General features: G+C 46.0%; 21 protein-coding genes. 8 read left to right on the plus strand and 13 right to left on the minus strand.

Features of this window, described 5'->3' with window-relative positions:
- Nucleotides 1–53 precede the first annotated feature (53 nt).
- Entirely contained in the window at nt 54–1,082 is a 1,029-nt protein-coding gene (locus LZG94_RS16660; RefSeq protein ID WP_215234152.1) for an alpha-E domain-containing protein, read from the minus strand.
- A 219-nt stretch (nt 1,083–1,301) separates the two neighbouring features.
- Here LZG94_RS16660 and LZG94_RS16665 point away from each other — a divergent pair, with 219 nt between their 5' ends.
- Entirely contained in the window at nt 1,302–2,858 is a 1,557-nt protein-coding gene (locus LZG94_RS16665; RefSeq protein ID WP_215234153.1) for a helicase HerA-like domain-containing protein, read from the plus strand.
- On the opposite strand, the gene LZG94_RS16670 is transcribed toward LZG94_RS16665, so the two are convergent.
- From LZG94_RS16670 to LZG94_RS16685, 4 genes are read right to left on the minus strand one after another with little or no spacing between them, the layout of a single operon-like run.
- Nucleotides 2,855–3,415 carry an acyl-CoA thioesterase gene (locus LZG94_RS16670; RefSeq protein WP_233792954.1) on the minus strand — a complete coding sequence of 187 codons (561 nt, stop codon included), beginning with the start codon at nt 3,413–3,415 and terminating at the stop codon, nt 2,855–2,857. The genes LZG94_RS16665 and LZG94_RS16670 overlap by 4 nt on opposite strands.
- 9 nt (nt 3,416–3,424) lie before the next feature.
- Entirely contained in the window at nt 3,425–4,477 is a 1,053-nt protein-coding gene (locus LZG94_RS16675) for a Gfo/Idh/MocA family protein (RefSeq protein WP_233792955.1), read from the minus strand.
- 44 nt (nt 4,478–4,521) lie between these two features.
- Nucleotides 4,522–5,874, minus strand: a complete 1,353-nt coding sequence (locus tag LZG94_RS16680) for a neutral/alkaline non-lysosomal ceramidase N-terminal domain-containing protein (protein WP_233792956.1) — start codon at nt 5,872–5,874, stop codon at nt 4,522–4,524.
- Nucleotides 5,875–5,889: 15 nt separating this feature from the next.
- Entirely contained in the window at nt 5,890–6,423 is a 534-nt protein-coding gene (locus LZG94_RS16685) for a YceI family protein (protein ID WP_215234156.1), read from the minus strand.
- Between the two features lie 178 nt (nt 6,424–6,601).
- Between LZG94_RS16685 and LZG94_RS16690 the strand changes: the two genes are divergently transcribed.
- Nucleotides 6,602–7,393: a transglutaminase family protein gene (locus LZG94_RS16690; RefSeq protein ID WP_215234157.1), complete on the plus strand. Its 792-nt coding sequence runs from the start codon at nt 6,602–6,604 to the stop codon at nt 7,391–7,393.
- 186 nt (nt 7,394–7,579) lie between these two features.
- Here LZG94_RS16690 and kbl read toward each other — a convergent pair whose 3' ends face one another.
- On the minus strand, nt 7,580–8,767 hold the full coding sequence (gene kbl, locus LZG94_RS16695) for a glycine C-acetyltransferase (protein WP_215234158.1): 1,188 nt from the start codon (nt 8,765–8,767) through the stop codon (nt 7,580–7,582).
- Nucleotides 8,768–8,825: 58 nt separating this feature from the next.
- Entirely contained in the window at nt 8,826–9,782 is a 957-nt protein-coding gene (locus tag LZG94_RS16700) for an NAD-dependent epimerase/dehydratase family protein (protein ID WP_233792957.1), read from the minus strand.
- Nucleotides 9,783–9,950: 168 nt separating this feature from the next.
- Here LZG94_RS16700 and LZG94_RS16705 point away from each other — a divergent pair, with 168 nt between their 5' ends.
- Nucleotides 9,951–10,412, plus strand: a complete 462-nt coding sequence (locus LZG94_RS16705) for an Lrp/AsnC family transcriptional regulator (protein ID WP_215234160.1) — start codon at nt 9,951–9,953, stop codon at nt 10,410–10,412.
- 15 nt (nt 10,413–10,427) lie between these two features.
- Here LZG94_RS16705 and LZG94_RS16710 read toward each other — a convergent pair whose 3' ends face one another.
- Genes LZG94_RS16710 through LZG94_RS16725 form a run of 4 tightly spaced genes read right to left on the minus strand, consistent with a single transcriptional unit; the run spans nt 10,428 to nt 17,492 of the window.
- Nucleotides 10,428–12,830, minus strand: coding sequence for a hypothetical protein (locus tag LZG94_RS16710; RefSeq protein ID WP_233792958.1), 2,403 nt, complete (start codon nt 12,828–12,830; stop codon nt 10,428–10,430).
- Between the two features lie 21 nt (nt 12,831–12,851).
- Nucleotides 12,852–13,979: a DUF4249 domain-containing protein gene (locus LZG94_RS16715; RefSeq protein ID WP_215234162.1), complete on the minus strand. Its 1,128-nt coding sequence runs from the start codon at nt 13,977–13,979 to the stop codon at nt 12,852–12,854.
- A 16-nt stretch (nt 13,980–13,995) separates the two neighbouring features.
- Nucleotides 13,996–16,767: a TonB-dependent receptor gene (locus LZG94_RS16720; RefSeq protein WP_233792959.1), complete on the minus strand. Its 2,772-nt coding sequence runs from the start codon at nt 16,765–16,767 to the stop codon at nt 13,996–13,998.
- Nucleotides 16,764–17,492, minus strand: a complete 729-nt coding sequence (locus LZG94_RS16725; protein WP_233792960.1) for a hypothetical protein — start codon at nt 17,490–17,492, stop codon at nt 16,764–16,766. The genes LZG94_RS16720 and LZG94_RS16725 overlap by 4 nt, the downstream gene beginning before the upstream one ends.
- A gap of 247 nt (nt 17,493–17,739) precedes the next feature.
- On the opposite strand from LZG94_RS16725, the gene LZG94_RS16730 reads away from it, so the two are divergent.
- Together LZG94_RS16730 and LZG94_RS16735 are read left to right on the plus strand one after the other, a co-directional pair.
- Nucleotides 17,740–18,801: an NAD-dependent epimerase/dehydratase family protein gene (locus LZG94_RS16730; RefSeq protein WP_233792961.1), complete on the plus strand. Its 1,062-nt coding sequence runs from the start codon at nt 17,740–17,742 to the stop codon at nt 18,799–18,801.
- Between the two features lie 165 nt (nt 18,802–18,966).
- The gene (locus LZG94_RS16735) at nt 18,967–19,815 is read left to right on the plus strand and encodes a hydroxymethylglutaryl-CoA lyase (protein ID WP_233792962.1); all 849 of its coding nucleotides are present in this window, start codon (nt 18,967–18,969) and stop codon (nt 19,813–19,815) included.
- Between the two features lie 52 nt (nt 19,816–19,867).
- Here the strand turns inward: LZG94_RS16735 and LZG94_RS16740 are convergent, their stop codons facing one another.
- Nucleotides 19,868–20,971 carry a hypothetical protein gene (locus LZG94_RS16740; RefSeq protein WP_233792963.1) on the minus strand — a complete coding sequence of 368 codons (1,104 nt, stop codon included), beginning with the start codon at nt 20,969–20,971 and terminating at the stop codon, nt 19,868–19,870.
- 103 nt (nt 20,972–21,074) lie between these two features.
- On the opposite strand from LZG94_RS16740, the gene LZG94_RS16745 reads away from it, so the two are divergent.
- Nucleotides 21,075–21,671: a thymidine kinase gene (locus tag LZG94_RS16745; protein WP_233792964.1), complete on the plus strand. Its 597-nt coding sequence runs from the start codon at nt 21,075–21,077 to the stop codon at nt 21,669–21,671.
- A 6-nt stretch (nt 21,672–21,677) separates the two neighbouring features.
- Nucleotides 21,678–22,319, plus strand: coding sequence for a GDSL-type esterase/lipase family protein (locus tag LZG94_RS16750; protein ID WP_233792965.1), 642 nt, complete (start codon nt 21,678–21,680; stop codon nt 22,317–22,319).
- Between the two features lie 63 nt (nt 22,320–22,382).
- On the opposite strand, the gene LZG94_RS16755 is transcribed toward LZG94_RS16750, so the two are convergent.
- On the minus strand, nt 22,383–23,477 hold the full coding sequence (locus LZG94_RS16755; protein WP_215234170.1) for a chorismate mutase: 1,095 nt from the start codon (nt 23,475–23,477) through the stop codon (nt 22,383–22,385).
- A gap of 173 nt (nt 23,478–23,650) precedes the next feature.
- Between LZG94_RS16755 and LZG94_RS16760 the strand changes: the two genes are divergently transcribed.
- Nucleotides 23,651–24,853 (plus strand): proline dehydrogenase family protein, encoded by a 1,203-nt coding sequence (locus LZG94_RS16760; protein WP_233792966.1) that lies wholly within the window; start codon nt 23,651–23,653, stop codon nt 24,851–24,853.
- Nucleotides 24,854–24,886 lie beyond the last annotated feature (33 nt).

Raw genomic sequence — 24,886 nt, forward strand, 5'->3', positions numbered from 1 at the left:
CGAAATGAATTTTCAGCCGGGAGGCAGGAAGCATATTCAGGAATCCTTTGGGCTCAATTCATCCACTGAGTCCGGAATTGACCCGACGTCTGGCCCATCGACTGGCTCTGTGACTGACTTTGCGACTGGCCATTTTCCAGCCCGAAATACATATTGAAAATCGCAGTATCGACTTCGTTGTTCTTGGTTTGGAAGGTATCGAGATAGTCGTGCAGGCCCGTCTTGAAAATTTCCTCCACGTCGGTGAATTCCAGCTCGCTACGGATCTTGCTCAATGCTCTTTCGGCCGGATTATTGTGCCCTCGCTCGGGGATAGAACCGCCGATCGCATACAAGGAAAGTTCAGCCTGGCGCACGCAATATGCAATGGATCTCGGGAAAAGTTTATCCAGAATCAGGAAAGCCACGATATTCATGGAAGTAAGCGCCCGGTGCGTTTGCCGGTACATATTATAGGCGCTCACGGACTTCAAAACAGCGGTCCAAAGCATCAGATCAAGCGTAGAACCTGATGTCCCGGAGTCCTGCTGCAATGTAAAATATTTTACATCCAAAAACCGCGAACACTTATCACCACGCTCAATATGACGGCCCAATCTACCGAAATGCCACGCTTCGTTCCGCGTGATCGAAGTGTCCACAACCCCGTGAAAGAGCTGGCAGCTCTGCCGGATATCCGTAAAATAGGCCTGCATGTGGTCCATATTCCGGAATTTATCCGGCGAAGTGGCACGAATCGAAAGGTAAAATGTATTGATACTCTCCCACATTTCCTTCGAAATCGTCTCCCGGATCGTCCGCGCATTCTCCCGGGCCTCGTACAAACAGCTGATGATCGAGTTTGGATTGCGCTTGTCAAATGTCAGAAAGTGAATTACGTCCTCTTTGGTAGGCTTGTCGTAATATTTGTAAAAAAGGTAATGATCTGCGGTCGCGATCAGCAGCGGCTCCCATTGTTCGTCCACATCGGGCGGCAAATCCAAGGCAAGATTAAAGTTAACTCCAACAAAACGGGCGTAATTTTCAACCCGTTCCATATAACGGTTCATCCAGTAAATTGAATTCGCAACTCGGCTAAGCATAAACGGCAAGTATTATCTCTAAAATGAATAATCAGAATATTTGTTAAGCAGTTCAACCAAAATACCTAATAATATTTTGCAAAAGCAATAGTATACGAAAAGTAATACTATATCTCAAAAGATTATCATTTGCGAAAAATAGGTCCGCATACTTGGATTATTGGCGAAACATTTAAATTTTGTGAAATATCATCTCATAACCTAAAACCGGAGATCCCAGTGTCTAAAAAAGAAGAGTTTGTTGCCGCAATACAGAAATCCTACAAGACTGACAAACCTGTAATTCATCTGGGATCCGCTATTCTGGACGGTGAAATCATAAGCGAGGCAAAGGTAAGTCTTCCGCTGCGAATGATGAACCGCCACGGGCTGGTTGCAGGCGCTACCGGTTCAGGGAAAACGCGTACGTTACAGGTCTTCGCCGAACAACTTTCTGCGGCTGGTGTTCCTGTTTTTATGTCTGATATAAAAGGCGACCTGTCAGGAATTGCGCAGCCTGGAAAAACGAATGCAGCGCTGGAAGAACGCTCTCAGATCCTGGGAAATGTGTTTTCACCAAAAGGTTACCCCGTTGAGCTCTATTCCCTGAGCGGACAAAAAGGCTCGCAAATGCGCGCGACGATCCTCGAATTCGGTCCTATTCTACTTTCCAAGATTTTTGAACTGAACGATACGCAGTCTGGCGTTTTAGCGATTTTGTTCAAATATGCGGATGATAAGGATTTACCAATGGTTGATCTGAATGATCTAAAGAAAGTCCTCAATTATCTATCGGAAGGCCCGGGCGCGGCGGAGATTAAAGGCGATTATGGCAGTATTTCAAGTTCTACGGCGGGGACTATATTGAGAAAGATCGTTGCGCTCGAACAACAGGGAGTAGGAAGTATATTCGGTGAACGCTCTTTTGATATCAATGATCTGATCGATCGCGTTGACGGACAGGGCATTATCAGTCTGCTGAATATCTCCGACGTGCAGGATAAGCCTGCATTGTTCTCCACTTTTATGCTGAGCCTCCTCGCCGAGCTTTACCAAAAATTGCCGGAAGCCGGCGATCTGGACAAACCGAAACTCGTTTTCTTCCTCGACGAAGCGCATTTGCTATTCAAAGACGCGCCAAAAGCGTTTCTGGATCAGATTGAGCAGGTGATCAGGCTGATTCGTTCCAAGGGAGTCGGCGTTTTCTTTTGTACCCAAATGGCGCAGGATGTTCCGGTTTCGGTACTTTCTCAACTTGGAAACCGCGTCCAGCACGTTTTGCGGGCATTTACACCGCAGGATGCAGATGGTTTGAAGCAAACTGTTAAAACGTATCCAAAGTCTGATTTCTACAAGATCGACCAGGTACTTACTACGCTGGGAATTGGCCAGGCGCTGATTACCGTATTGAATGATAAAGGGATCCCAACCGAGGTAGCTGCCACGCATTTGCTCCCTCCTACCTCTATTATGGGACCGATGGTGCAGGCGGAATATGACCAGCACGTGCAGCAATCGACATTATATCAGAAATATAAGGACCCTATTGACCCCGAAAGCGCCTATGAAATGCTGACCCGCCGAATGGAGGAACACGCAAAAGTGGAAGCCCAGGTAAAAGAAGAGGTTCAGGAAGTAAAAAAAGGGAAGGAAGAAAAAGGCATGATCTCGGAGGCGCTCAATTCTCCTTTGGCAAAACAAATCGGAAGAGAAGTTGTGAGAGGCGTTTTCGGAATGCTATTTGGTAAAACCACCCGTTCCAGAACGAAGAAAACGGGCGGCTTTTTTGGCTTTTAATCCTTCTTACGCTTCCAACCTACCACACAACGGTGCCCGGTTAGCTGTCCCAGATTATGCTGCACATCTAACCGGGTTATTGCATTATCAAATGCATCCTTATATTTTTCGCGGAGCTCCCGCCTTTTGATCGCTTCCAGAAAGCGCCGCGCATCGTCTTCGTTTTCTAGCAGCAGTTCAGGAACCACCGTCGGTTTGTCGTCGTCGCCTTTTGCCACCATCGTCACATAAGAAGTATTGGTATGTCGCTGGGTCCGGTTACGCACGTTTTCAGCGATCACCCGAATTCCGATTACCAGCGAAGTCCTCCCCACATAATTCACCGACGCGTGCAGCGATACGAGATCACCCACTTCAACCGGTTGCAAAAAATCAACTCCATCAACTGAAACTGTCACGCAATAAGCCCCTGCGTGCCGCGACGCGCAGGTGTAAGCAACTTTATCGATCAGCGAAAGCAATATCCCGCCATGTATTTTCCCCCCAAAGTTGGCGTAGGCGGGTATCATTAATTCCGTTAGTGTACTTTGAGAATACTTTACCGAGCGTGGCTCCATGCTATATCTTTATTTTTTCAGAAAAATCGTTTTGCCAGTTTTTGCCGATTCCTTCGCTATTTCGAGGATTTCGACCACGGTTACATTCACCGGCAAACCGTACATATCGTTTTGTTCCAATTTCAATTTCCCCGTCACTACATCCGCCAATACTGAAAATGGATCTGTAAACGGAGCCGGGCGGGGATCGAGTTTGATCGTTTCTTCCGGCGTCTTTTCCTGCAACCGCTGGCGCACCACCGTCGGGTCTACGGCGACTGCGTAACCTTTGTTTCCATACACTTCCATATCCTTCCGCGCGAAAGACCAGTTCCAGGAACCCTGGATAATGCATTGGGATTTAGGATATTGCAGAATAATGGAAGCTTCATCGTCCACTTCCTTATAGATCTCCGGCTTATTTTGATGCGTCACCGCTGTAATCGAAATCGGGCGCTCGCCTTTCAAAAGCCACGTCATTAAATTGGCTCCATAACAGCCAAAATCCACCAGCGCGCCGGCGCCGTTTTTAGCAGGATCAGTCAGGATTTCGAGAAACTCTTTACTTACCCCGATTTCCTTCGGCCCCTGATGCCCGTCGTTGACCATTACTTTCCGAATATTTCCCAGCTTTCCTTCTTCCACCAGATCTTTCACATATTGATTGCTCGCATACCACGAAGTTTCGAAGTTGGTCAATACCTGGATCCCATTTTGCCCGGCCAGCTTTTGTATTTCCTTGGCGTCTGCAAATGTTGTCGCGAGCGGCTTTTCCACCATCACATGAATTTTCCTCGGCGCACAGGCGCGTACGACCATAATATGCTCACTGATCGCCCCAAATGCAGAAACCGCCTGCGGCTTGGTCTCGTCGAGCATCTTGTTGAGGTCGGTATAGAAAAGCTTTTTGTCGAGCTTGTATCTGGATGCAAATTCACTGACCAGCGCAGGATTGGTCTCGTAAATACCTACCAGCTCAATATCCTTTTTCTCAGACCTGTTAAATATCCAGCCCACGTGCCCGTGCGTCAACCCGGCGACGGCGACTTTTACCGGAGCCTGCGCGATTGCCTGTATACTCATTATTCCAAAAATCAGAAATGCAAATAGTTTCATCATCGAGCAGTTTAGGACATTTTATCAATAATATCTTTAATCACCTCCTGGAAATAAGCGCCGTTGTACGGGCCGTACCAGTTCATCGTTTTAGTCTCATACAAATCCCGGTCAAAGTATTTATCGTGGGTAATGTAACCAATATATCCGCCGTTGAAGCTGGTAACCATCAGGTTAAGTCCTTTCGTTTTAGCATAAGCGTCCAGTCCGGCCACGAGCTCGCCCGAGAAATCGCAGGGCATTCCTACCATTAATATATTCCCGATACGCAATGCTTTTACAAAAATCGGATATTCACCAAAAGCCTTTTTAAATGCCCACGAACGCATTACCAGATTCATGGTCAGCCTCGGACTGGGGTCGCGCAGTGGAAGCGGCAATGTAAGGGAACGTATTGTGTTTTGGCTTGAAGGTTCTTTCAATGTAGTCGGCGAGAGGATCGCATTCTGCACACCGAATGCTTGGTTTTTTATTTCGTCAAAATCGTCGGTACCGCTTTCAATAGGGCCCATACTACCCACTGCACCTGCCATGTACATCGCAAAATTGTAGCGTCCTTTTTCAAGAGAGTCTACCAATGCACCCGGATAGTCGCGGGAAAGCACAATGTTTCTTGAACCCAAAACAGTAGAATGTGCTCCAAACGAGCTAAGAATAGCCTTTTCGCCCTTTTTAGTTACAAACGCCGCCGACCGTATTTCAGGGTCAACCTCTCCTTCCTCCCCTACCAGCCGGTTTCGAATATCCAATGTGTCTATTGATTCCAGGTAAGTGAGTTCAACCGGTTCAAGTCTGCCTTTTGCTTCTTTAATAGCTGTGTAAAATGCATCGGCCAGGCGATCGACCATTTTGGGATCATATTTACCCGAAAAAAACAACGAAGAAACGCCGGTACCCCAGCCGCCTACACTATTATGCGTATGTGTAGCCCCGAAGAATATCTGATCAAACGGGACTTCCTTTTCTGTCAATCGCGATTGCAGCACTTTTACAACGGTTGGAGGAATGATCAGCAGATCTGCCGAAACAATAGCGGCCAGCGACTTTCCATTGTCCACTACCATTGCCCTCACATAAACAGAATCGTGAATAGCAGTGTATAATTTGCCTTTCCGGTTACCATATCCCGCAGTTGGCGTCGGTGAGGAAGGGGTAATGTTGACCTTCGCCCAACCCGCCCGAAGCTGGCCGGATGAATCTTCGACAACTGGCTCAACCTGATTGACAACGCGCTTCCATTCCGCGTAATAGGGCATTTCTTTGTACGGCGTTTTGTCCATCGTCGTGACGAGCACGGCGAGTATCAACACCAAAAACAATACGATCGAACCAATTATCCGGAGCAGAATTCTTAAAAACCTCATGGAGCATTTTGCGGATTAAACCTGTTTCACAAGCTGGATATTGGCGATCAGTTTTACATCTTCACCAATCACCAGCCCGCCCGAATCGGTGAGCTGCATATAGTTAAGCCCAAATTCCTGCCGGCTGAGTCTGCCTTCTACCTCAAACCCTACTCTTAATTTTCCCTCCGCATCCCGCTCGGAACCTCCATATTCAGCGTCAAGCTCGATTGGTTTCGTAATGCCTTTCAAAGTCAGCAAACCGGAGAGTTTATAATTGTCGCCTTTTACCTTATGGAAATAATTGGACTGAAAAGTAATGTGGGGATATTGCTCTGCGTCGAAAAAGTCAGCCGACCTCAAATGCGCGTCACGGGCTTCGATATTGGTATCAATACTGCTCACATCCAGTGAAAAGTGAATTTCAGCATCTTCAAAATTGCTCATATCAGAGGTAGCACCGCCTTCAAAGTTATTAAAGGAACCCGTGATCGAGGAAATGACCAGATGCTTGATTTTGAACTGAACCTCAGAATGTACAGGGTCTACGATCCATTTAGTTACTGCCATAGATTAAATATTTAAATGCTACAAATTCCTGTGAATGCCGAAAATAGCATTCCAGTCAGGAAACGCGTATTAATATGTTTTAATTCAGAACGTATAGCGGTTTATTGATAAGATAAATGGCACGTAATTTTTAAGTAATTGCCTATCGCTATATTTACTAAACATAAATCGATTCCACATGAAAATGAAGGGAAGAAGCATATTCACGTATGACGTGTATGCTCCCACTACGGTAACTACGATGTTACGTCCTCGTCGCCAGGAAGGACAATCTATAATGCAGGAAGGCTTTAATATTGAGCCGCAGGTACCATTTTCAGAATACATCGATATTTATGGAAATCCTTGTCAGCGCACGATCCTCCCGGTAGGCAGGGTGGTGATCACGACCGAGGTGCAGGCGCAGGTGAATGCTACCAAGGCTATCCCAAGTCCGCCGCCGGCTTATGTGCTCGTTGGAGATTTGCCCGATGAAGTGATGCATTATATTCTGCCGAGCCGCTATTGCCAGTCAGATTTGCACGAGATCAATATGCTTGCGATGGAAATTGCGGGCAATATGGTTCCGGGTTATGCACAGGTTGAAGCGATCCGGACGTGGATACATAAGAATATTACCTATCAATATGGCGTAACCGACGCAAGTACTACCGCGCTGGATCTTGCAAGAAACAGGATTGGCGTTTGCCGGGACTTTACCCACCTCGCAATTGCGCTTTGCCGGAATCTGTGTATCCCGGCCCGCATGACGGTCGGTTACCTGGACAGGCTGAAAGTCATGGACTTACACGCCTGGTTTGATGTTTATATCGGAGGAGATTGGTATACTTTCGACGCCGTACAGGAAAAAACCGAGGGTTACCGCATTGAAATAGCCCACGGAAGAGACGCCGCAGACGTAGCCATGGTTACCCAATACGGCAACGCCACTTTGCAATCATTGCACGTGGAAGCTTCGTTGATGGAATAAGGGAGGGAAGGGAGGATGGAGGAAGGGAGGAAGGGAGGAAGTAAAAATTAGGAGGGAGAAAAAAATATCTTCGTTTCTCCTTCCTACCTTCCTATCATACTACTTTCCTCCTTCCTCCCTTTCCTCCTTCCTCCCTTCCTCCTTCCTCCCTTCCTCCTTCCTCCCTTTATTCCCCTTCCTCCCCTTCTAAATAACCCCCAGCTCCTTACCGACCTTCGTAAACGCGGCTACCGCTTTTTCCAGGTGCTCGTGCTCGTGGCCGGCGGAGATTTGTACTCTGATCCTGGCTTTTCCTTGTGGTACTACGGGATAGAAGAAGCCTATTACGTAAATACCTTCGTCTAGTAACTTCGCTGCAAATTCCTGTGCAAGTTTTGCTTCATAGAGCATGATCGGCACAATCGGGTGCTCTCCGGGAAGAATATCAAATCCGGCTTCTGTCATTTCTTTTCTGAAATAGGCTGTGTTTCGTTCCAGCTTATCCCGAAGTTCCGTTGAAGAAGAAAGCAGGTCTAATACCTTAATGGACGCGCCGACGATAGACGGAGCCAATGTATTTGAGAACAAATAAGGTCTCGAACGCTGGCGCAGGATCTCAACGATCTCTTTTTTCGCGGCAGTAAATCCCCCCGACGCACCGCCCAGCGCTTTTCCGTAAGTACCTGTGATGATGTCGATCCGCCCCATTACGTTCCTGAACTCGTGCGAGCCGCGGCCGGTTTTCCCCATGAACCCGCTCGCGTGACATTCGTCGATCATGACCATTGCCTGATATTGTTCGGCCAGGTCACATATTTTGTCCAGTTGCGCGATGGTTCCGTCCATTGAAAACACACCGTCAGTTACGACCAGAATTCTCCGGCTTCCTGTCGCGTCTTTCAATTGCTTTTCGAGATCCGCCATATCGTTGTGCTTGTAACGAAAGCGTTTCGCCTTGCACAACCTGATCCCGTCGATCAGCGACGCGTGGTTCAGTTCGTCGGAAATGATCGCGTCCTGTTCATTCAACAAAGGCTCAAAAAGCCCCCCGTTCGCATCGAATGCAGCTGCATAAAGAATGCAATCTTCGGTACCCAGGAACTCGGCCGTTTTCCTTTCAAGTTCTTTATGAATATCCTGCGTTCCGCAAATGAAGCGTACCGAAGACATTCCAAATCCATGCGTATTAATCGCTTCAATGCCAGCCTTGATCACTTCCGGGTGCGAAGAGAGACCGAGGTAATTATTGGCGCAAAAATTAAGAACATCCTTTCCGTCAGACGTTGCGATTTTCGCCGACTGCGGTGTTGTAATGATTCTTTCCTTTTTATATAACCCCGCTTCTTTGATCGCGTCGAGTTCTTTTTCGAGTTCTGCCTGAATGTTTCCGTACATATTCAATGAGTGAAAGAGTGAATGACTGAATGACTGACCCGGTGAGGTGGCTGATCTTTTACCGGGATCTAATTGTCTCGTACTTTTTGGTTAGCTCCTTAATCATTTCCTGAGTCATTTTTTCGATGTTATAGGTCGGCCGCCAGCCCCAGTCTTTCCTGGCGTTTGCGTCGTCTATCAGTTGCGGCCACGAATCTGCGATTTGCTGACGGAAATCGGGCTTATAAGTAATCTCAAAATCAGGAATGATTTGTTTGATACTTCCGGCAATTTCCTCTGGTGAAAAGCTGATACCTGCCAGATTATAGCTCGTCCGAACCGCAATTTTTTCTTTCGGAGCTTCCATTAACCGCACCGTCGCGTCCATTGCATCCGTAATATAGATCATCGGCAATGTTGTATCGGCTTTCAAAAAGCATTCAAATACTTCTCCTTTTACTGCTTTGTGATAAATATCGACTGCATAATCGGTAGTACCGCCGCCGGGCATCGACTGATATCCGATAATGCCGGGATAACGCAGCGAGCGAATATCCATTCCGTATCTTTTAAAGTAATAATTCGACCAGTTCTCACCCGCCACTTTACTGATCCCGTAAACGGTCGAAGGATCAAGGTAAGACCATTGTTCGGCTTTCGTATCCACCTGCTCTCCGAAAACGGCGATAGAGCTGGGGTAGAATATCTTTTCAACCTGATTTTCGCGGGCTACTTCGAGTACATTGAAGTAGGTTTGCATATTAATATCCCACGTTTTCAGCGGTTCCTGCTCTCCTTTTGCCGACAGAATCGCGGCGAGGTGATAGATCTGCGTAACCTTATATTTCTTGACAAGACCGGCAAGCGCCTGCGCATTCGTAGCGTCTAGCTGTTCAAAAATGCCCGTTTCAATTTCCGGCTGCCGAATGTCCGAAGCAACTACGTGACCTACGCCATAGATCTCGCGCAGGTATTCGACCAGTACAGAACCAATTTGACCATTTGCGCCGATTACGAGGATATTTTCCGACTTCATAGAGATCACATTTTAAAGCATTTATCACTTGCAATTTCTTATTTAAGAAACATATTCTCAATAAATGAGGCATTACGCAGTAAATATTCCTGCACAATCCGATATTTACCTAAAATATTACTTTACAGAAACTATCAAGAGGCTTCGCGCAGCAAATATTATTGCACCATGGAACAGTTGGATAAAATTGATACCAAAATACTCCGCATCCTGCAAAAAGATGCAAAAAAGACGACGAAGGAAATAGCGACAATGCTGAATCTGACGATCTCGCCGGTTTATGAAAGGATCAGGCGACTGGAAAGTATGGGGTTTATTAAACAGTACGTGGCTATACTTGATAAAAAGCTGATCAACCGCCAGGTTACGACGATCTGCCAGGTATCAATGCGGTACCACAATGAAGCGTTTATTGAAAAATTTGAGCAGGAGATTCAGAATCTGGACGAGGTGCAGGAATGCTACCATATGGCAGGTCAGGTTGATTTTTTGCTAAAAATCAATGTCGCAAGCCTCGATGAATACCATGATTTTGTTAAATATAAACTCTCAAAAATCGACAATATAGGCGTGCTCAACTCAACTTTCGTATTGAAAGAGATCAAACACACCTCCGAGTTTTATATTTGATAAAGGGAGCAGTTGTTAAAAATTTCGTTTGCCAACTTGGAAAGAAAACTGCTTGCTGCCCGCGACTCCGGAGGAAGTAATACCCTGAATAACAACCTGGTACTTGCCTGTTTGGTCCGAAGTGTAGAACTCCACAGAAGCCTTTCCGGTTTTGTCGGTTACGACGTTCGGTGCCCATAAGAGCAGGTTCCTGAAATCGGGAATGCGGCTGTTTGCATTGCCGCCGTCGTATTTGGGTGCATAAAATTCACGTTGCGCCTGTACGCCTTCGTAAGGAACAACCAGCACTCTCGGATCCAGCTCGAAGCCCGCAAGATCATTGCCATAAGTAGAAAAGCTGACAACGCCTGTAAAAGTCATCGGACCCAGGAAGTACCGTGCGTTCAAAACCTCTATCTTCTTGATTTTCAGCGGATCGAATTCCATGATATTGTCGGCATCGAACACGGGAATTCCATCGACAAGCATCAACGGATCAGTAGTGTAAAACGTATTGGGCAACAACTTGTCGATGATCCGGAAATGAAATTCCTTCTGCCTTCTCCGCACCAGTACCCCTTTTACATATTCCCTTAAAACCTCTTCCATAGTAGGAAAGCGGGTGAAATCGTCGAGAAAGTATTTTTCGTCGGGCATTCCAAAAAAAGCGAGCGAATCGGCAAGTTTTGCTTTTTTCTGATTGTAAACCCTGGGCAGGTAAGAGTTGGCTGTCTGCATATTGATCGTACGCGTCAGCAGTTGGTTTTCCAGCGTTTTGTCGAAAAAGAAAGCCGGCAGTGGGTTTTGTGAATATTGCTTCGAGAATGGACTGGCTATTTCAATTTTGTAGGTCGAATCCATTCCCAGGTTCGTCTGGACCGTAATTTCTTTGGGACCGATAAACCTTCGTACTTCGAAAGTCACTTTCCCTTCCTGATCACTCTGCGCCCCGTATAAAAGTGCCGGAACGTCCAGTGCAGCCAGAAATGCATCCTTACCTTTCGCAGGATTACCCGTTTCCCTATCGACGATCTTTCCGGTAATAAAATGGCCGTCGTGCTCGGGTATATTGGTATACTTGGGCGGCTGGTTTCCAAACACATTATCCCACTGCAATCTGCGCCAGCCGTGCGTGAGCATCAGGTTATCCAGTTGCTGATCAGCCTCTTTTGTTGTATTGCTGAAATAATATTCAGGAGATTCGACTGTACCTTTTAAGTCGGAAGTGAGCCAGAGGTAAGTATTGATATTCTGTTGCGGATCACCTTTAATGGAGTCGTCCAGATATATCGCAACCGAAAGTTTCGACATTTGATCGGCAGCAGCAGCGACAGAGGAAGTCAGGTTCAGCGTCACTTTTTCCCGCGTGATAAAGGTTTTCGCGAGTTGTGCGTCTATATTCAAATTAGCTTTCGGGCGCTTGAAGTACAGCCGCTCGGTGACCGGTTTAACCTTTTCATTAAATATGGTAATGTGTGAAATTCCTTCTCCCAATTTGCTTTTATCAAGTAAAAACACAGCCCGGTTTCTCACAATAGGCTTTTTCTCAATGACCGGATTATTCTGCCTCGTGTGACTAAGCATGTATACGTAAGTGGGTTCGTCGGTATTCAGCCGCGCAAGAACGGTTACTTTCAGCCAGGTATCTGTCGAATCCTTCACCTGCATCACATAGCCTCCTTCTTCCACAGCCGGAAAAGGATATTCTGATCTGGCACCTTTGGAATCGGTCACGAATGCTTTGTAAGTTTCGCCTTCTTTCGGGGTAAATGTAAAAGTCCCTATTCCATTCAACCCGGGCGCAAACTTCTGAATAGTATCATTTTGTGCATTCACAATAGCACCGTTAAACCGTATTCCTTTTCCATCCTCGGCCACGGCCCTAAAAGCAATTTTACTCTCGATACCCTTTACCAGCCTTCCACCTTCCGGGAACAACTGAAAATCATACCGCAGATTATCCTTCACAAGCCGGTCGGGCTCAAATCGGATAAAGGGATTCACGACCGTAATATCACTTTCAAAAAACTGGTCAATGCCGAAATTCTTCATCCAGTTGGTGTAGCAGCGCACTTTGTACTTGCCGCTCACGATTGTGGCGGGCAGCTGTACCGAACCATTTCCCTGGCCCGTATTCATTGAAAATTTCGTTTGAACTACCGGGTTATTCTCAATATCAAGCACTTCCAGATACCCGACTTTGCTCAGGTCCAGAAACCGGTGCGTGGCGCCATCCAGCAGATAAGCTTTGAACCAAAGCGTTTCTCCAACCAGATAAAAAGGTCTGTCCAGGTGCAGGTACATCTTTTCCTGCACGGCCCTTTCGCTGTAAAGTCCGAAGCGCTGCTTCATGGAAGTTACCATCGCATCGTCCTGCGCAGCCACGATCAGCGGGGCAGCAAGCAGCAGACAGATATAGGTAAAGATTTTTGTTTTCATTTATATCTTAAAATGATCATTTCACCAAAACGGCGGTCTTCTCGTTGTCCCGCCCTGTGTCCGGCAGTCTATGCAACTGGCAGGCGCACCTAAAATGTACTCGGCGAGCTCGCCTCCGTAGGACATCAGCAACGCGGTAGTTTCCAGCGCGCATTGTCTATCGCTCGCCGGTCTACAAGTAATATCAAAAGTATCGGGCGGCATACAGCTGGGATAATTACCCAGGTTGGGCGCGATCGTCAGCCGCTTTACTTGCTCAGTAGACGCACTGAAATAGCCGAAAACAAGCTCTTTCGGATCTTTTACATTCTGAAAATTTCCGGTCACCTGCGAAGGCTGCGGGTCAAAAAGGCTACCGGTACCCTGAGTCGTTTTCGCCAAGCTGGTCCAATATTCGAACGCGGGGCGGGACAATGCATATTGCCGCACCAGAACGCTGTATTTAATGTAAAGTTTGTTGGTTGAAACGGGTACTCTGAATAGCGGGAGATCTTTGATCACGTCGCTGGTTAGCTTGATCGTACTGCCCAGCAATATACTGCCCGACTGCGCTGTGCTCCAGCATCGGTTGATATCGTCTTTCCTTGGAATGATCTTCTTGTCAACTACTTCGAGATAAGAATAGTAGGCGGACCGGTATTCCCATGTTTCCTCGAATTTCCATCTGTAAAAATGGGTATTGTTATTCGGATCGTGGGTATTAACGTAAAATACCATCGCATTCTGCCCCTGATCATACCGATTGGCCACACTGTCTATCGGCGGCGTCGCAGTAACATCTACATATTCAGACAAATATTCTTTTCCGTCTACAGTTTTGACCCGCAACCGATATTTGGCCGCAGGATTGTATGCTTGGGGAGGCAAAACGTAAGAGCCGCCGCCGACTTCTGTAAAATTGTAGGTCTCGCCGCCCTCGGACTCCACCGCCAGCGACGCCATAATCTCACCATAAGAAGCTGCGGTTTCGTTCACATTCTGGGTTCTCCTCAACGAGATCCGGGTCGTATCCTGACCGACATTTAAAAAACCGTCCACCACAAGGTGGTTTTCCACAGAATTTATTTCCGGAGGAGAAAATGGTTCAATACAACTGTCCAGAAAAAGCAGCAAAGCAAAAAAACTAAGCTTGATCAGGAAATATCTCATACTACTGTTTTCTGTTTTAAAATCTGAAATTGTAGGTAATAGTAGGGATCGGCTGTCCGAAAATAGAGAGCTGGTAACCATTTACCCTCCCGCCGACAGTCTGGAAATAAACTGACGTAGGATTTTTTCTTCCAAAAAGATTATAAACTGCCAGCGTCCACGAACTGTGCGCCAGCTTCCTGATCTTATGGTTTCCTTCAATATTCATCGCCAGATCTGTCCGGTAGTAATCCGGGATCCTGAACTGGTTTCGATCTGCGTAATATACCCGCTGCGCGCCATCAATAAGGTACTTTCCGATCGGTGGCGTGTACGGCCTGCCTGTACTATAAGTAAAGTTGAATGAAACGCTGAACCGGTGTGACAACCGATAGTTGGAAATCAATGTAAAATCGTGGGGCTTATCGTAGTTGCTCGGGTAAAAGTTACCGTCGTTTGGCGCATCAGGAGACTCCCGGTCGATCGCCCGCAACAAAGTTCTTGCGTAAGTATATCCCAGCCAACCGTTTAGCTTTCCGGTCATTTTCTTGATCATAAATTCCACTCCGTAGGCTTTCGCTTTTGTATTCAATACCGCAGCCTCAATATTGTGGTTCATGATCAGCGAATCGCCGCCTTTATAGTCCAGGAAATTCTGAATGTTTTTATAATAACCTTCCAGTGAAACCTCAATTTTATTACCTCTGAAATTACGATACAGTCCCAGCGACAGCTGATCCCCGATCTGAGGTTTGATATAAGGGTCGCTCAGCTTCCAGATGTCCGTTGGCGAAACGGTCATTGTATTGGTCAGCAAGTGAATATACTGGCGTAAAGTATTGTAGCTGAATTTAAGTGAAAGATTGTCGAAAACGCTGTACCGGACCGAGGCGCGAAATTCCGGGCCGCCGTAGGTCTTGATATTCTTGCCCGACTTATATTCCTGAACACCGTTTTGATAAATGTAGTCGATCGGCAATCCTGGTACATAAGTATTTACGCTCCTCGGACCCAGATATTGAAACAATGAATACCGTATTCCCGCCGAGACCGATAACCTGGGGCTCACTTCATATTTGTCTTCCAGGTAAATCGCGCTTTCCACCGCTTGCTCAGCCTGTAATTCGTCAGGAACGATCAGTGACTGGCTGCCCCTAGGCTGAAAGGAACCTGGATTGAGCTTGTAATAAATACTGCTCAGCCCAAATTCAAGCGTGTGTTTCGGGTTGAGGTTATAGCTGAAATCCGCCTTGAAATTGGATTGGTTGATATTGAATTTGAGGTCAAATGCATTGAGCGGCAAACCTTCGGCTTCCATTGCATATTGATATTTGCTGTGAGAAGCTGTGAGTACACCGTATAGCCTGGTATTGAAAGTATGTTTCCACTTCAACGAAGCGAGCTGGTTCTGGTAATTGTATAAGGTATCGCCGTACAGTTTGAACCGGTCGTCGCTGGTATATCCGGTCAGGAACAAGCTGTTTTTCTCATTGATCTCGTGGCTGATATTCAGATTGACATCGTAAAATGAGGCTGAGCTTTTGTTATAATTTTCATTATCCAGCGCTTTGATCACCCAGTTCGAGTACGTCGAGCGGCCACCAAGCAGGAAGGAAGTTTTATCCTTAACCAATGGACCTTCCAGTGTCAGCCTGCCGGTTACCAGACCGATCCCGCCGGAAGCAACAAACTTTTTCTTATTTCCGTCGCGGCTATTAATATCCAGTACAGAGGATAGCCTGCCGCCAAATTTGGAAGGAATCGTACTTTTATATAACTCCACATCCTTTAATACATCGGGATTGAATGCAGAGAAAAAGCCGAAAAGGTGGGAAGGATTGTAGATAACCGCATCGTTGTATTGGATCAGGTTCTGGTCCGTCGAACCTCCGCGAACATTTAAACCCGTACTATTTTCTCCCACTGATTTAATCCCAGGGATCGTCAGAATGGTTCTTAGCAAATCGGTTTCGCCAAAAACGGTGGGCACCTGTTTCAGGTTTTTAATAGTCAGCTTGACCGTTCCCATTTGGGTACCAACCACATTTTTATCCATTCCGGCTTTGACCGAAACCTCCTTCAATGCAATAACGCTTTCGCGCATTTCCACGTCCAGCTTTCCATCCGAATAGAGTACGATCTGGCGCTGGGTTTCCCGCATTCCGGTACTTCTGATCCTGAGTATCTGCTTTCCGCGGGGAAGTGTAAGGGAATAAAAACCGAGCGCGTCGGTAGTAACGCCAATATTCGGTGAGGCAATAAAAACCGCGGCGCCGATGACCGGCTCACCAGTGACAGCATTCCGGACATACCCTGTTATTGTGGAATTGCCCGGCGTGATCCTGTGCTTTCGGACTCCAATTTCGTGGATCTTGCTCTCGGCAGTTGACAGCAATTTCTCTTTGGCATCGTCTCCCGGCCCCACGTAGGTAATCGAATCATTGTCACTCGCTTTGTCAGGATCAAAAAGGCCCGGTGTAAGCTGGGTAATAATTCTCTGGCCTGATGTAATGAAAATCCGTTTCTGCGCGTCAATCGCATATTCGAATTCAGAACCTTTGAAAACCTGATCCAGTACCTCGCGTATCGTCAGGTTCTGAACGTTCAGATCAAGGGTAAGGCTGTCAAAACGGCTGGCGTCGTAGTAAAGATAGTAACCCGTCTGGGCTTCCACTTGCTTCACAAATTCGTCGAATCTGGCGGAATCCAGCTTGACGGTAATTTTCTTTTCAGTTGTACCCTGCCCTTTTACCGGGTTGGAGGCAAACAGAAAACTGATAGAAATAAGCAGGGGTAAAAGTATTTTCATGGTTTGGCTAATTCGTCGTGAGTGGAAACCATCTTCGCTATCGCCGCGTCCTTTTGCTTCCTGAAACTGAGCTTTCCGTCCCTCAATGCCTTGCGCAACTCTTTTTTGTGTTCGGGAAAAAGATTGAGTACAGCTTTTTTTGTTTGCGTTGCGTGGTATTTCCCATCCTTGAATACGTAGAAATAACTTTTCTGAGGATAAAGCGCAATCACGCGTTTGTCAACGATTTTCTCCTGCCGCTGTTTTGCTCTCCTCGCAATCGTGCGCGACTGGCCGTCGTAGATAATATCATAGAAGCCTGTCCGCATTTGCGGATTAATATCATTGCCGGCCTCCATTCGGACGAAATTGTGATCGCCGAGCATAAAGAAATCTACTTTTTCCGATTGCAAAAGCAGGTGATCTCCATTAAAGTGCTTGATAACCAACTCGTCCCGAAAAATATCATAGATCATCGGAATGCTGTCAAATTGCTGTTCGTCGTACCTGACAACTCCTTTGCGCCATTTTCTGTCGTCAAAAAACTGATGCTCGTCGTTTCTTGCATCATACAGATAGTATTGCCGCCCGTTGTAGAGATTTTGAGAAAAGGCAGTTGCTTGCTTGTATAAGGAAACAGGCTGAGCCTCCGGTAGAGCTGCGGTTGAATTGGCCTGAATATCCTGACCAAAGGATATACTGGTAGCGCCAATGACTAGAAAAAATACAAAGGTAAAATGCGACATGCACAATATTTTTTAGAGCAATACTACGAAAACCTATTGATTTGTTGCTATCCCGGGGCTAAGTATTAAAGAAGTGATCGTAAGTTACTTACTTCATAGTTAATGTATTTATTTATCGTAACCTTCTCATTTACGAAAAGCAAGATTTAATGATAAAAATCAAAATGTTCGTCACCCGTTTTTCGGGAATGTCCTAACTTTGGCTTTACTGGAATTCCACACATTCAGATCACTTCAAAAAAACTTTATGAAAATTTTAATCACCGGGGGAGCAGGTTTTGTTGGGTCGGCACTGGCCATTTCTTTAAAAGCAGATTACCCTGACTATCAGGTCTTTGCACTCGATAACTTAAAACGCCGGGGTTCCGAGCTGAATCTGAGCCGCCTCAAAAAGCACGGTGTCGAGTTTGTTCACGGTGATATCAGAAATAAAGAAGATTTCGATTCAATACCTGCGGTTGACACGGTCATTGAAGCTTCGGCAGAACCCTCGGTACTGGCTGGGCTCGACGGCACACCCGACTATCTGATCAATACCAATCTGGTAGGAACTGTCAATTGTCTTAATTATGCATTGAAGCACAAAGCTGGCTTTATATTCCTGTCTACCAGCCGCGTATATCCGATCAAAACCATCGAAACGCTGAACTTCTTGGAAGAGGAAACCAGATTTGCATTGTCTGACGACCAACCCGTTCCGGGCGTTTCTTCCAAAGGTATCTCAGAAGATTTTCCGTTAAATGGAGCTCGCTCATTATACGGTACTACGAAGCTCGCCTCTGAGCTGATCATTCAGGAATACAATGAATTTTATAATCTGAAAACGGTTATCAATCGCTGTGGCGTGATCACTGGTCCCTGGCAAATGGGTAAGGTGGATCAGGGTGTAATGGTTTTGTGGATCGCGAAACATTATTTTGAGCAGCAACTGGGCTATTTCGGCTACGGAGGTACCGGCAAGCAGATCCGGGATATGCTGCACGTGGCAGATCTGTACAGATTGATCGATTGGCAACTACACAATCTCGATAAGGTTAATGGCGAAATCCTGAATGCAGGCGGCGGATTACAAAGCAGCGCATCCTTGCAGGAACTGACCAAAATCTGTCAGGAAGTAACCGGAAAAACGATCCCGATCAAGGTAGTACCAGAAAACCGGACAGCCGATATACGTTTGTATGTTACCGACAACACCAAGGTAACCGCATTAACAGGCTGGAAGCCAGAAATCGGCATTAAACAAATAGTAGAAGAAATCACCGCCTGGCTCCAAGAAAACGAAGCCGATCTCGCACCTATTTTAAGATAGGGAGGAAAGGGAGGAGGGAGGAAAGGGAGGAGGGAGAAAGGGAGGAGGGAGGAAGGGAGGAAGGTAGGAAGGGTTATTCTTTCATTCCTCATTCTTCATTCTTCCTACCTCCGCCTATTCAATCATTCAATCATTCAATCATTCAATCATTCAATCATTCAATCATTGAACATAACCGAATGCCCCCGTGATGCCTGGCAAGGATTTCATCCGTTTATTCCAACGGTGCGGAAGGCGGCTTATATTAATGAGCTGCTGAAAGTTGGGTTTGATACGATTGATTTTGGAAGTTTTGTTTCGGCGAAAGCGATGCCGCAGGTGAGTGATACTGCATTATTACTTGATCAGCTGGATCTTTCGGGTTCTAAGACGAAACTGCTTGCTATTGTTGCAAACGAGCGCGGCGCTTTGGAAGCTTCCGGTTTTGAACAGATCACTTACCTGGGCTACCCTTTTTCCATTTCAGAAACTTTCCAGCTGCGCAATACCAATGCATCGATCGAAGCTTCTGTTGAGCGTGTAAAGGGTATTGCAGAAATTGCTGCTAATCGTGGTAAAGAGGTAGTTATCTATATTTCGATGGGCTTCGGGAATCCTTATGGTGATGCCTGGGAGGCCGGGATCGTGATGGAATGGGTGGAAAGGCTGGCAAAGCTGGGTATCAAGATCTTTTCACTTTCAGATACGGTGGGAATGGCGAAAACGGACGATATCAGTTCCTTATTCTCAGAGCTCATCCCAGCTTATCCGCACCTTGAATTCGGGGCGCATTTTCATACGATTCCTGATGAATGGAGAAGCAAGATTGAGGCTGCCTACCACGCTGGCTGCCGCCGATTTGATGGTGCATTGCTGGGTTACGGTGGCTGCCCGATGGCGCAGGATGATCTTGTAGGGAATATGCCGACAGAACAATTGGTTGCATTTGCAGGAGAAATGTCGGAACCGGATCAACTGAATATGGATGCATTGAAGCTAGCCCAAAGTATGTTTTTGCAATTGGTACAAAAATAAATGCTCCCGACTTTAAGAGCCGGAAGAATTTTAACTAGAATAGCTGAATTTATCAGGCGAATTTTCTCTTCACAATCGCAAGTAGTGCAGTTACCGCTTCGCCGTTTACGTCCCATGCATATTTGGATGCATACCGGTGCCAGATCAGGTTTTCAGCTTCTTCAAAACTTTTCACTGCATCGAGCTCGTAAATCGCCTTGTCGAAATGCTCGCTGTTTTTGTTAAAAAGCTGGTTAACAAACATAAAACGCTGTCCCAGAGGAATCGAGTTTGCTATATTTTCTACTTTGAAAGGAACACTTCCATAGGATTTGTCCTCACTAGGCGTCGGAATATCTACTTTAAAACGATTGTTTAACGAGTCGCCTTCAACGGTATTTGATTTGGCCACAATATCACCTAAAACCACCGAAACCGGCTCAGCTCTCGGCGGAGACTTCGATGCGACAGTTTCCAATTCATTAAATGCAGAATCGAAAAAGGATTTTGATTCATTTTTAGCAGATACCAGCGGTTTTACCGGCTCCTGGATTCTGATCTCGCCAATGTTGATCGGGAAAACTTCGGTAAACTGGGCCAGGTGCTGGTCCACATCATCGACCAGGTCGCTGTGATCTTTCAATTCATAAAGCCAGCTCACAGCCTGCGTCTGGTACACAGAATTCGAACCACTGTCGTTCAGCCTGCCTAGCATTGCTTCCGCAATTCCCCTGTGAATATGGGTGTATTTTAATATTTGCTCTGCTCTTTCCTGGGTAAATTCAGCCTCCGGTGCAGCTCTCACTTTCTCTTCAAAATAAGCCGCGGGAGTCAGCAACAATCTGAGTGATTCTTTTACCGATTCCGAAAGCAGTGGTTCCAGATCTGTCCGTTTCACCGAGATATGCTGCGAAGCTGTATTCATAAAATCTTCCAGCGCACGCTTTACTTCTTCATTTGAAAAATCAAAATACGGGCTTCGAAAGGATTCTGCATTGCTTTTCCAGGCTTCAAATAACCGGTTTAAAATCCCGAGGTTCACTTGCCTTACCGGCGTCAGTTTCAATAAAGTTGCGCCGTTAATCGTATCCTGCGACTTGTACACCTCGTTCAGGACTGTTGTGGTGAATCTGGCGGCATATTGGTTGAGTGCATTTGAATTCAAATTATCCGGCATAAGGAATATGAGCTTTTGAGAACGATCGTGTTTTAAAAAAATATGTTTGCTTTGTAAATATAATCAAAATTGACGTGCACGCAGGTCAATCCGACACCAAAAGATGTTTGTAGAACCATCTCATAAAAGAGAAAATCAAAGCCCCAGAACCGGTTGGATCGAAGTCATCTGCGGCTCGATGTTTTCCGGCAAGACAGAAGAATTGATCCGAAGACTGAACCGCGCCAAGATCGCCCGGCAAAGGATACAAATCTTCAAACCAGCTCTGGATAAACGTTACCACGACGAGAACATTGTTTCTCATAATGATAATTCAATACGCTCGATACCTGTCGAAATGGCGCTTCAAATAACGCAATTGGCCGAAGATTGTGAAGTTGTCGGCTTGGATGAAGCACAGTTTTTTGATGAGAAGATTGTGGAAGTATGCGACGGGCTGGCCAATTCCGGGAAGCGGGTTATTGTTGCCGGCCTTGATATGGATTACATGGGAAAACCTTTCGGCTGCATGCCCCAATTAATGGCAATTGCTGAATACGTGACCAAAGTGCATGCGATCTGCATGGTTTGTGGCGAAGTTGCATCCCACTCCTACCGCATTTCTCCGTCGAACGAGCGCGTCTTGTTGGGCGAGACCGAGCATTATGAAGCACGGTGCAGGCGGTGCTTCAATTTGGGGGACAAAGCTTATATGTTGTGATTTATTATGAATAACAGAAGACTATTCACTGCTTCGCTGGTGCTCAATGTGCTTCTGATTACATTCATACTCGCATTCGCATTCATTTACCGAGATAAGATCTTTCAAAGATTTGTATCCATGAAAGGAAACCCGCAAATTGTTATGTACGGTAATTCCATCACTGCACAAGGCAAATGGGTAGAGTTACTCGGCCGCACCGATGTCCTAAATAATGGGTTGCCGGGTTTATGCACCTATCATTTTGTCCAGCTGATCCAAACGCATGTCGTCGATTTGAAACCTCAGATATGCTTTCTGGAAGGCGGGATCAATGATATTACGGTTGGGGTTTCTCAGGAAAAGATACAGGCAAATTTCACATTACTGTTAGCAACTCTTCAAAAGAACGGGATTATCCCGGTAGTGACACTCACTATGTTCGAACGGAATGATCCGGTGAGTAAGGGAGAAGTGGAGTCGCTGAACCGATTTTTGGTAGAATACTGCATTAAAAATAATATCACCTACATTGATATTAACCCGCAGATTTGTGATTCGACGGGACTTAAAGCAGAATTCGCAGTGGATAAGACGCATTTGAATGCGAAAGCTTATGAGATTTGGGCGAAGGAAATAAAGAAGGTATTGCTAGCTAAAAACCTTTGATACTTTAAAACAACAAAGGCTGCCCAAATGGACAGCCTTTGAAAATATATACTAGTATCGCTATTAAGCACTTACTTGGTTCATCACCTCAGTTTGCTTACGGATAGATTCCATGTGAACAAGCTTGAACAACTCGTCTACCAGATTTGGATACAGATTCATGCTTTTTCCCCAGCCAGCACGCGTTTCCAATACTTCACGGAAACGGTCAACCTGGTAAGCAGCTACACTATTATCACGTTTGTACTCGGCCAATTTCTCAACCAAAGCCATACGTTGTGCCAATGTTTCCAGCATTTCACGATCCAGGTGGTCAATTTTTCCACGGATAATTTCCAGTTGTGATGCGTAATCGCTTCCGTAAGATTCTTTACGAACGTGCAGGTCGTGCAACATCTGGCCAAGAGCCGCCGGAGTCAATTGCTGCGAAGCATCAGACCAAGCTTTATCAGGGTCACGGTGTGATTCGATGATCAATCCGTCGTAATGCAAGTCGAGCGCGCGTTGTGACAGCTCATATAAATAAGCACGTTTTCCCGCCATGTGGCTTGGATCACCGATTACCGGCAATTCAGGAAAAAGTGTTTTTAATTCGATTGCGATATTCCACATGGGTGAATTGCGGAATTTGGTTTCCTGCGCATTAGAGAAACCTCTGTGGATCGCTCCTAGTTTCTTCACACCCGCCTGGTTCAAACGCTCTAAAGCGCCGATCCAAAGTTGCAGATCAGGGTTAACCGGATTCTTTACAAGAACAGGTACGTCCACACCTTTCAGTGCATCAGCCAATTCCTGAACATTGAACGGGTTCACAGTAGTACGAGCGCCTACCCAGAGGATATCAACACCATACTTCAATGCCAGTTCGATGTGCTGAGGGTTTGCTACCTCAACAGCAACCGGCATTCCTGTTTCCTTTTTTACAGCCTGCAACCAAGGCAGAGCTGCTTCTCCCATACCTTCAAAACTTCCCGGACGAGTCCTTGGTTTCCAGATACCGGCACGGATAACATGCGCAAAACCTTCTTCTTTGATCTGGTTTGCGGTTTCTAACATTTGTTCCTCCGTCTCTGCACTGCAAGGCCCGGCGATTACCAAAGGTTTCCCGTTGGTATTGATCCAACTACTTAGGGGAAGGATATCTAAAGAAGCATTCATATTCAAAAACTTGTCCTTAATAAATTAGATAATTGCAATATTTTGACCCGGCAGCTTATGCGTATTTCCGGGATTGACGTACATTTGATGCCATAAAAGTCAAATAACTTCTTAATGAACACTAACTTCTCTCGTGATTAATAAATCTTCACCCGGGAAAAAGTGCACTTCAAATGGCAGAATCCTCTCCAACAAACCAAATACCTGTATTTTTTGAAGATACCTCCGTCGCTTTCGCTTCTAAATCTGACGCTAAACTTCGGAAAACATACTGGCTATTCAGCCTCATGAATCAGGCTCGAGTGGTAAATTTAGGCACTTTTTTTATAAAGCTTGCACTAAAACTAAACTTACCTATAAAAAATCTCATCCGGGTTACCATTTTTGAACAATTCTGTGGTGGTGAGACAATTAGCGAATGCAATCAGACGATCGCCGAGCTGGGTAATTCCCGCATCGGCACAATCCTGGACTATTCTGTCGAAGGTGAAGATGACGAATCTAGTTTCGATGCAACTGCTGCGGAGATCCTGAAAACCATCGAAAAGGCCGCAGGGTCCAAAACCATTCCGTTCTCGGTATTTAAAGTTACAGGAATCGCCTCTGCTGATCTTTTGGAAAAAATCCAGCGGAAAGATCCCCTGACCGACCAGGAAGAAGCTGCTTACGTCAAAGTCCAGCAGCGCCTGCAAAATCTTTGCTCACGGGCACATGAAATGAATGTCCGGATTTTCGTCGATGCGGAGGAAAGCTGGATTCAGGGTATCATCGATGATCTTACTTATCAGATGATGCAGAAATTCAACCGCGAGAAAGCGATCGTGTACAATACCTATCAGCTATACCGGCACGAAACCCTGGAAGCGTTAAAATCGGCTTACTTGACCGCCCGGCAAAAAGGGTATTTGCTAGGAGGAAAACTGGTACGAGGTGCTTACATGGAAAAAGAAAGGTTGCGGGCAAGAGAAAATGAGTACTTCAATCCTATTCACGCTTCAAAGCAGGCTACCGATGAAGATTATAATTTAGCAATTGATTTTTGCCTCGAACATATTGAATACATCGCGATCTGCCTAGGTACACACAATGAATACAGCTCGCAGTACTGTGCAGCGAAGATGAAGAAATTGGGCATTGAGAAAAACGACAACCGGATCTGGTTTGCGCAACTGCTTGGGATGAGCGATAATATTTCGTTTAATCTTTCAAAAGCCGGCTACAATGTGGCGAAGTACGTTCCTTATGGGCCAATCGATGCTGTATTGCCTTATTTGATCCGTCGTGCAGAGGAAAATACTTCCATCGCCGGGCAAAGCAGCAGAGAGTATTTGCTGGTTAAAAGTGAATTGAAAAGAAGAGGAATCGGTTCTTTATAAGTAACTTATTACTTTCGCGTTCTTAAATTTTCA

The organism is Dyadobacter sp. CY343 (assembly GCF_021390335.1).
GTDB lineage: Bacteria > Bacteroidota > Bacteroidia > Cytophagales > Spirosomataceae > Dyadobacter.

What these genes read in the sequence shown, in the direction of transcription:
- LZG94_RS16730 (WP_233792961.1), top strand. Translation starts at nt 17,740, where the DNA reads ATGAAAATTTTAATCACCGGGGGAGCAGGTTTTGTTGGGTCGGCACTG.
- LZG94_RS16700 (WP_233792957.1), bottom strand. Translation starts at nt 9,782, where the DNA reads ATGAAGTCGGAAAATATCCTCGTAATCGGCGCAAATGGTCAAATTGGT.
- LZG94_RS16710 (WP_233792958.1), bottom strand. Translation starts at nt 12,830, where the DNA reads ATGAAAACAAAAATCTTTACCTATATCTGTCTGCTGCTTGCTGCCCCG.
- LZG94_RS16720 (WP_233792959.1), bottom strand. Translation starts at nt 16,767, where the DNA reads ATGAAAATACTTTTACCCCTGCTTATTTCTATCAGTTTTCTGTTTGCC.
- LZG94_RS16680 (WP_233792956.1), bottom strand. Translation starts at nt 5,874, where the DNA reads ATGAGGTTTTTAAGAATTCTGCTCCGGATAATTGGTTCGATCGTATTG.
- LZG94_RS16685 (WP_215234156.1), bottom strand. Translation starts at nt 6,423, where the DNA reads ATGGCAGTAACTAAATGGATCGTAGACCCTGTACATTCTGAGGTTCAG.
- LZG94_RS16750 (WP_233792965.1), top strand. Translation starts at nt 21,678, where the DNA reads ATGAATAACAGAAGACTATTCACTGCTTCGCTGGTGCTCAATGTGCTT.
- kbl (WP_215234158.1), bottom strand. Translation starts at nt 8,767, where the DNA reads ATGTACGGAAACATTCAGGCAGAACTCGAAAAAGAACTCGACGCGATC.
- LZG94_RS16690 (WP_215234157.1), top strand. Translation starts at nt 6,602, where the DNA reads ATGAAAATGAAGGGAAGAAGCATATTCACGTATGACGTGTATGCTCCC.
- LZG94_RS16675 (WP_233792955.1), bottom strand. Translation starts at nt 4,477, where the DNA reads ATGAGTATACAGGCAATCGCGCAGGCTCCGGTAAAAGTCGCCGTCGCC.
- LZG94_RS16660 (WP_215234152.1), bottom strand. Translation starts at nt 1,082, where the DNA reads ATGCTTAGCCGAGTTGCGAATTCAATTTACTGGATGAACCGTTATATG.
- LZG94_RS16760 (WP_233792966.1), top strand. Translation starts at nt 23,651, where the DNA reads ATGGCAGAATCCTCTCCAACAAACCAAATACCTGTATTTTTTGAAGAT.
- LZG94_RS16715 (WP_215234162.1), bottom strand. Translation starts at nt 13,979, where the DNA reads ATGAGATATTTCCTGATCAAGCTTAGTTTTTTTGCTTTGCTGCTTTTT.
- LZG94_RS16670 (WP_233792954.1), bottom strand. Translation starts at nt 3,415, where the DNA reads ATGGAGCCACGCTCGGTAAAGTATTCTCAAAGTACACTAACGGAATTA.
- LZG94_RS16725 (WP_233792960.1), bottom strand. Translation starts at nt 17,492, where the DNA reads ATGTCGCATTTTACCTTTGTATTTTTTCTAGTCATTGGCGCTACCAGT.
- LZG94_RS16745 (WP_233792964.1), top strand. Translation starts at nt 21,075, where the DNA reads ATGTTTGTAGAACCATCTCATAAAAGAGAAAATCAAAGCCCCAGAACC.
- LZG94_RS16705 (WP_215234160.1), top strand. Translation starts at nt 9,951, where the DNA reads ATGGAACAGTTGGATAAAATTGATACCAAAATACTCCGCATCCTGCAA.
- LZG94_RS16755 (WP_215234170.1), bottom strand. Translation starts at nt 23,477, where the DNA reads ATGAATGCTTCTTTAGATATCCTTCCCCTAAGTAGTTGGATCAATACC.
- LZG94_RS16740 (WP_233792963.1), bottom strand. Translation starts at nt 20,971, where the DNA reads ATGCCGGATAATTTGAATTCAAATGCACTCAACCAATATGCCGCCAGA.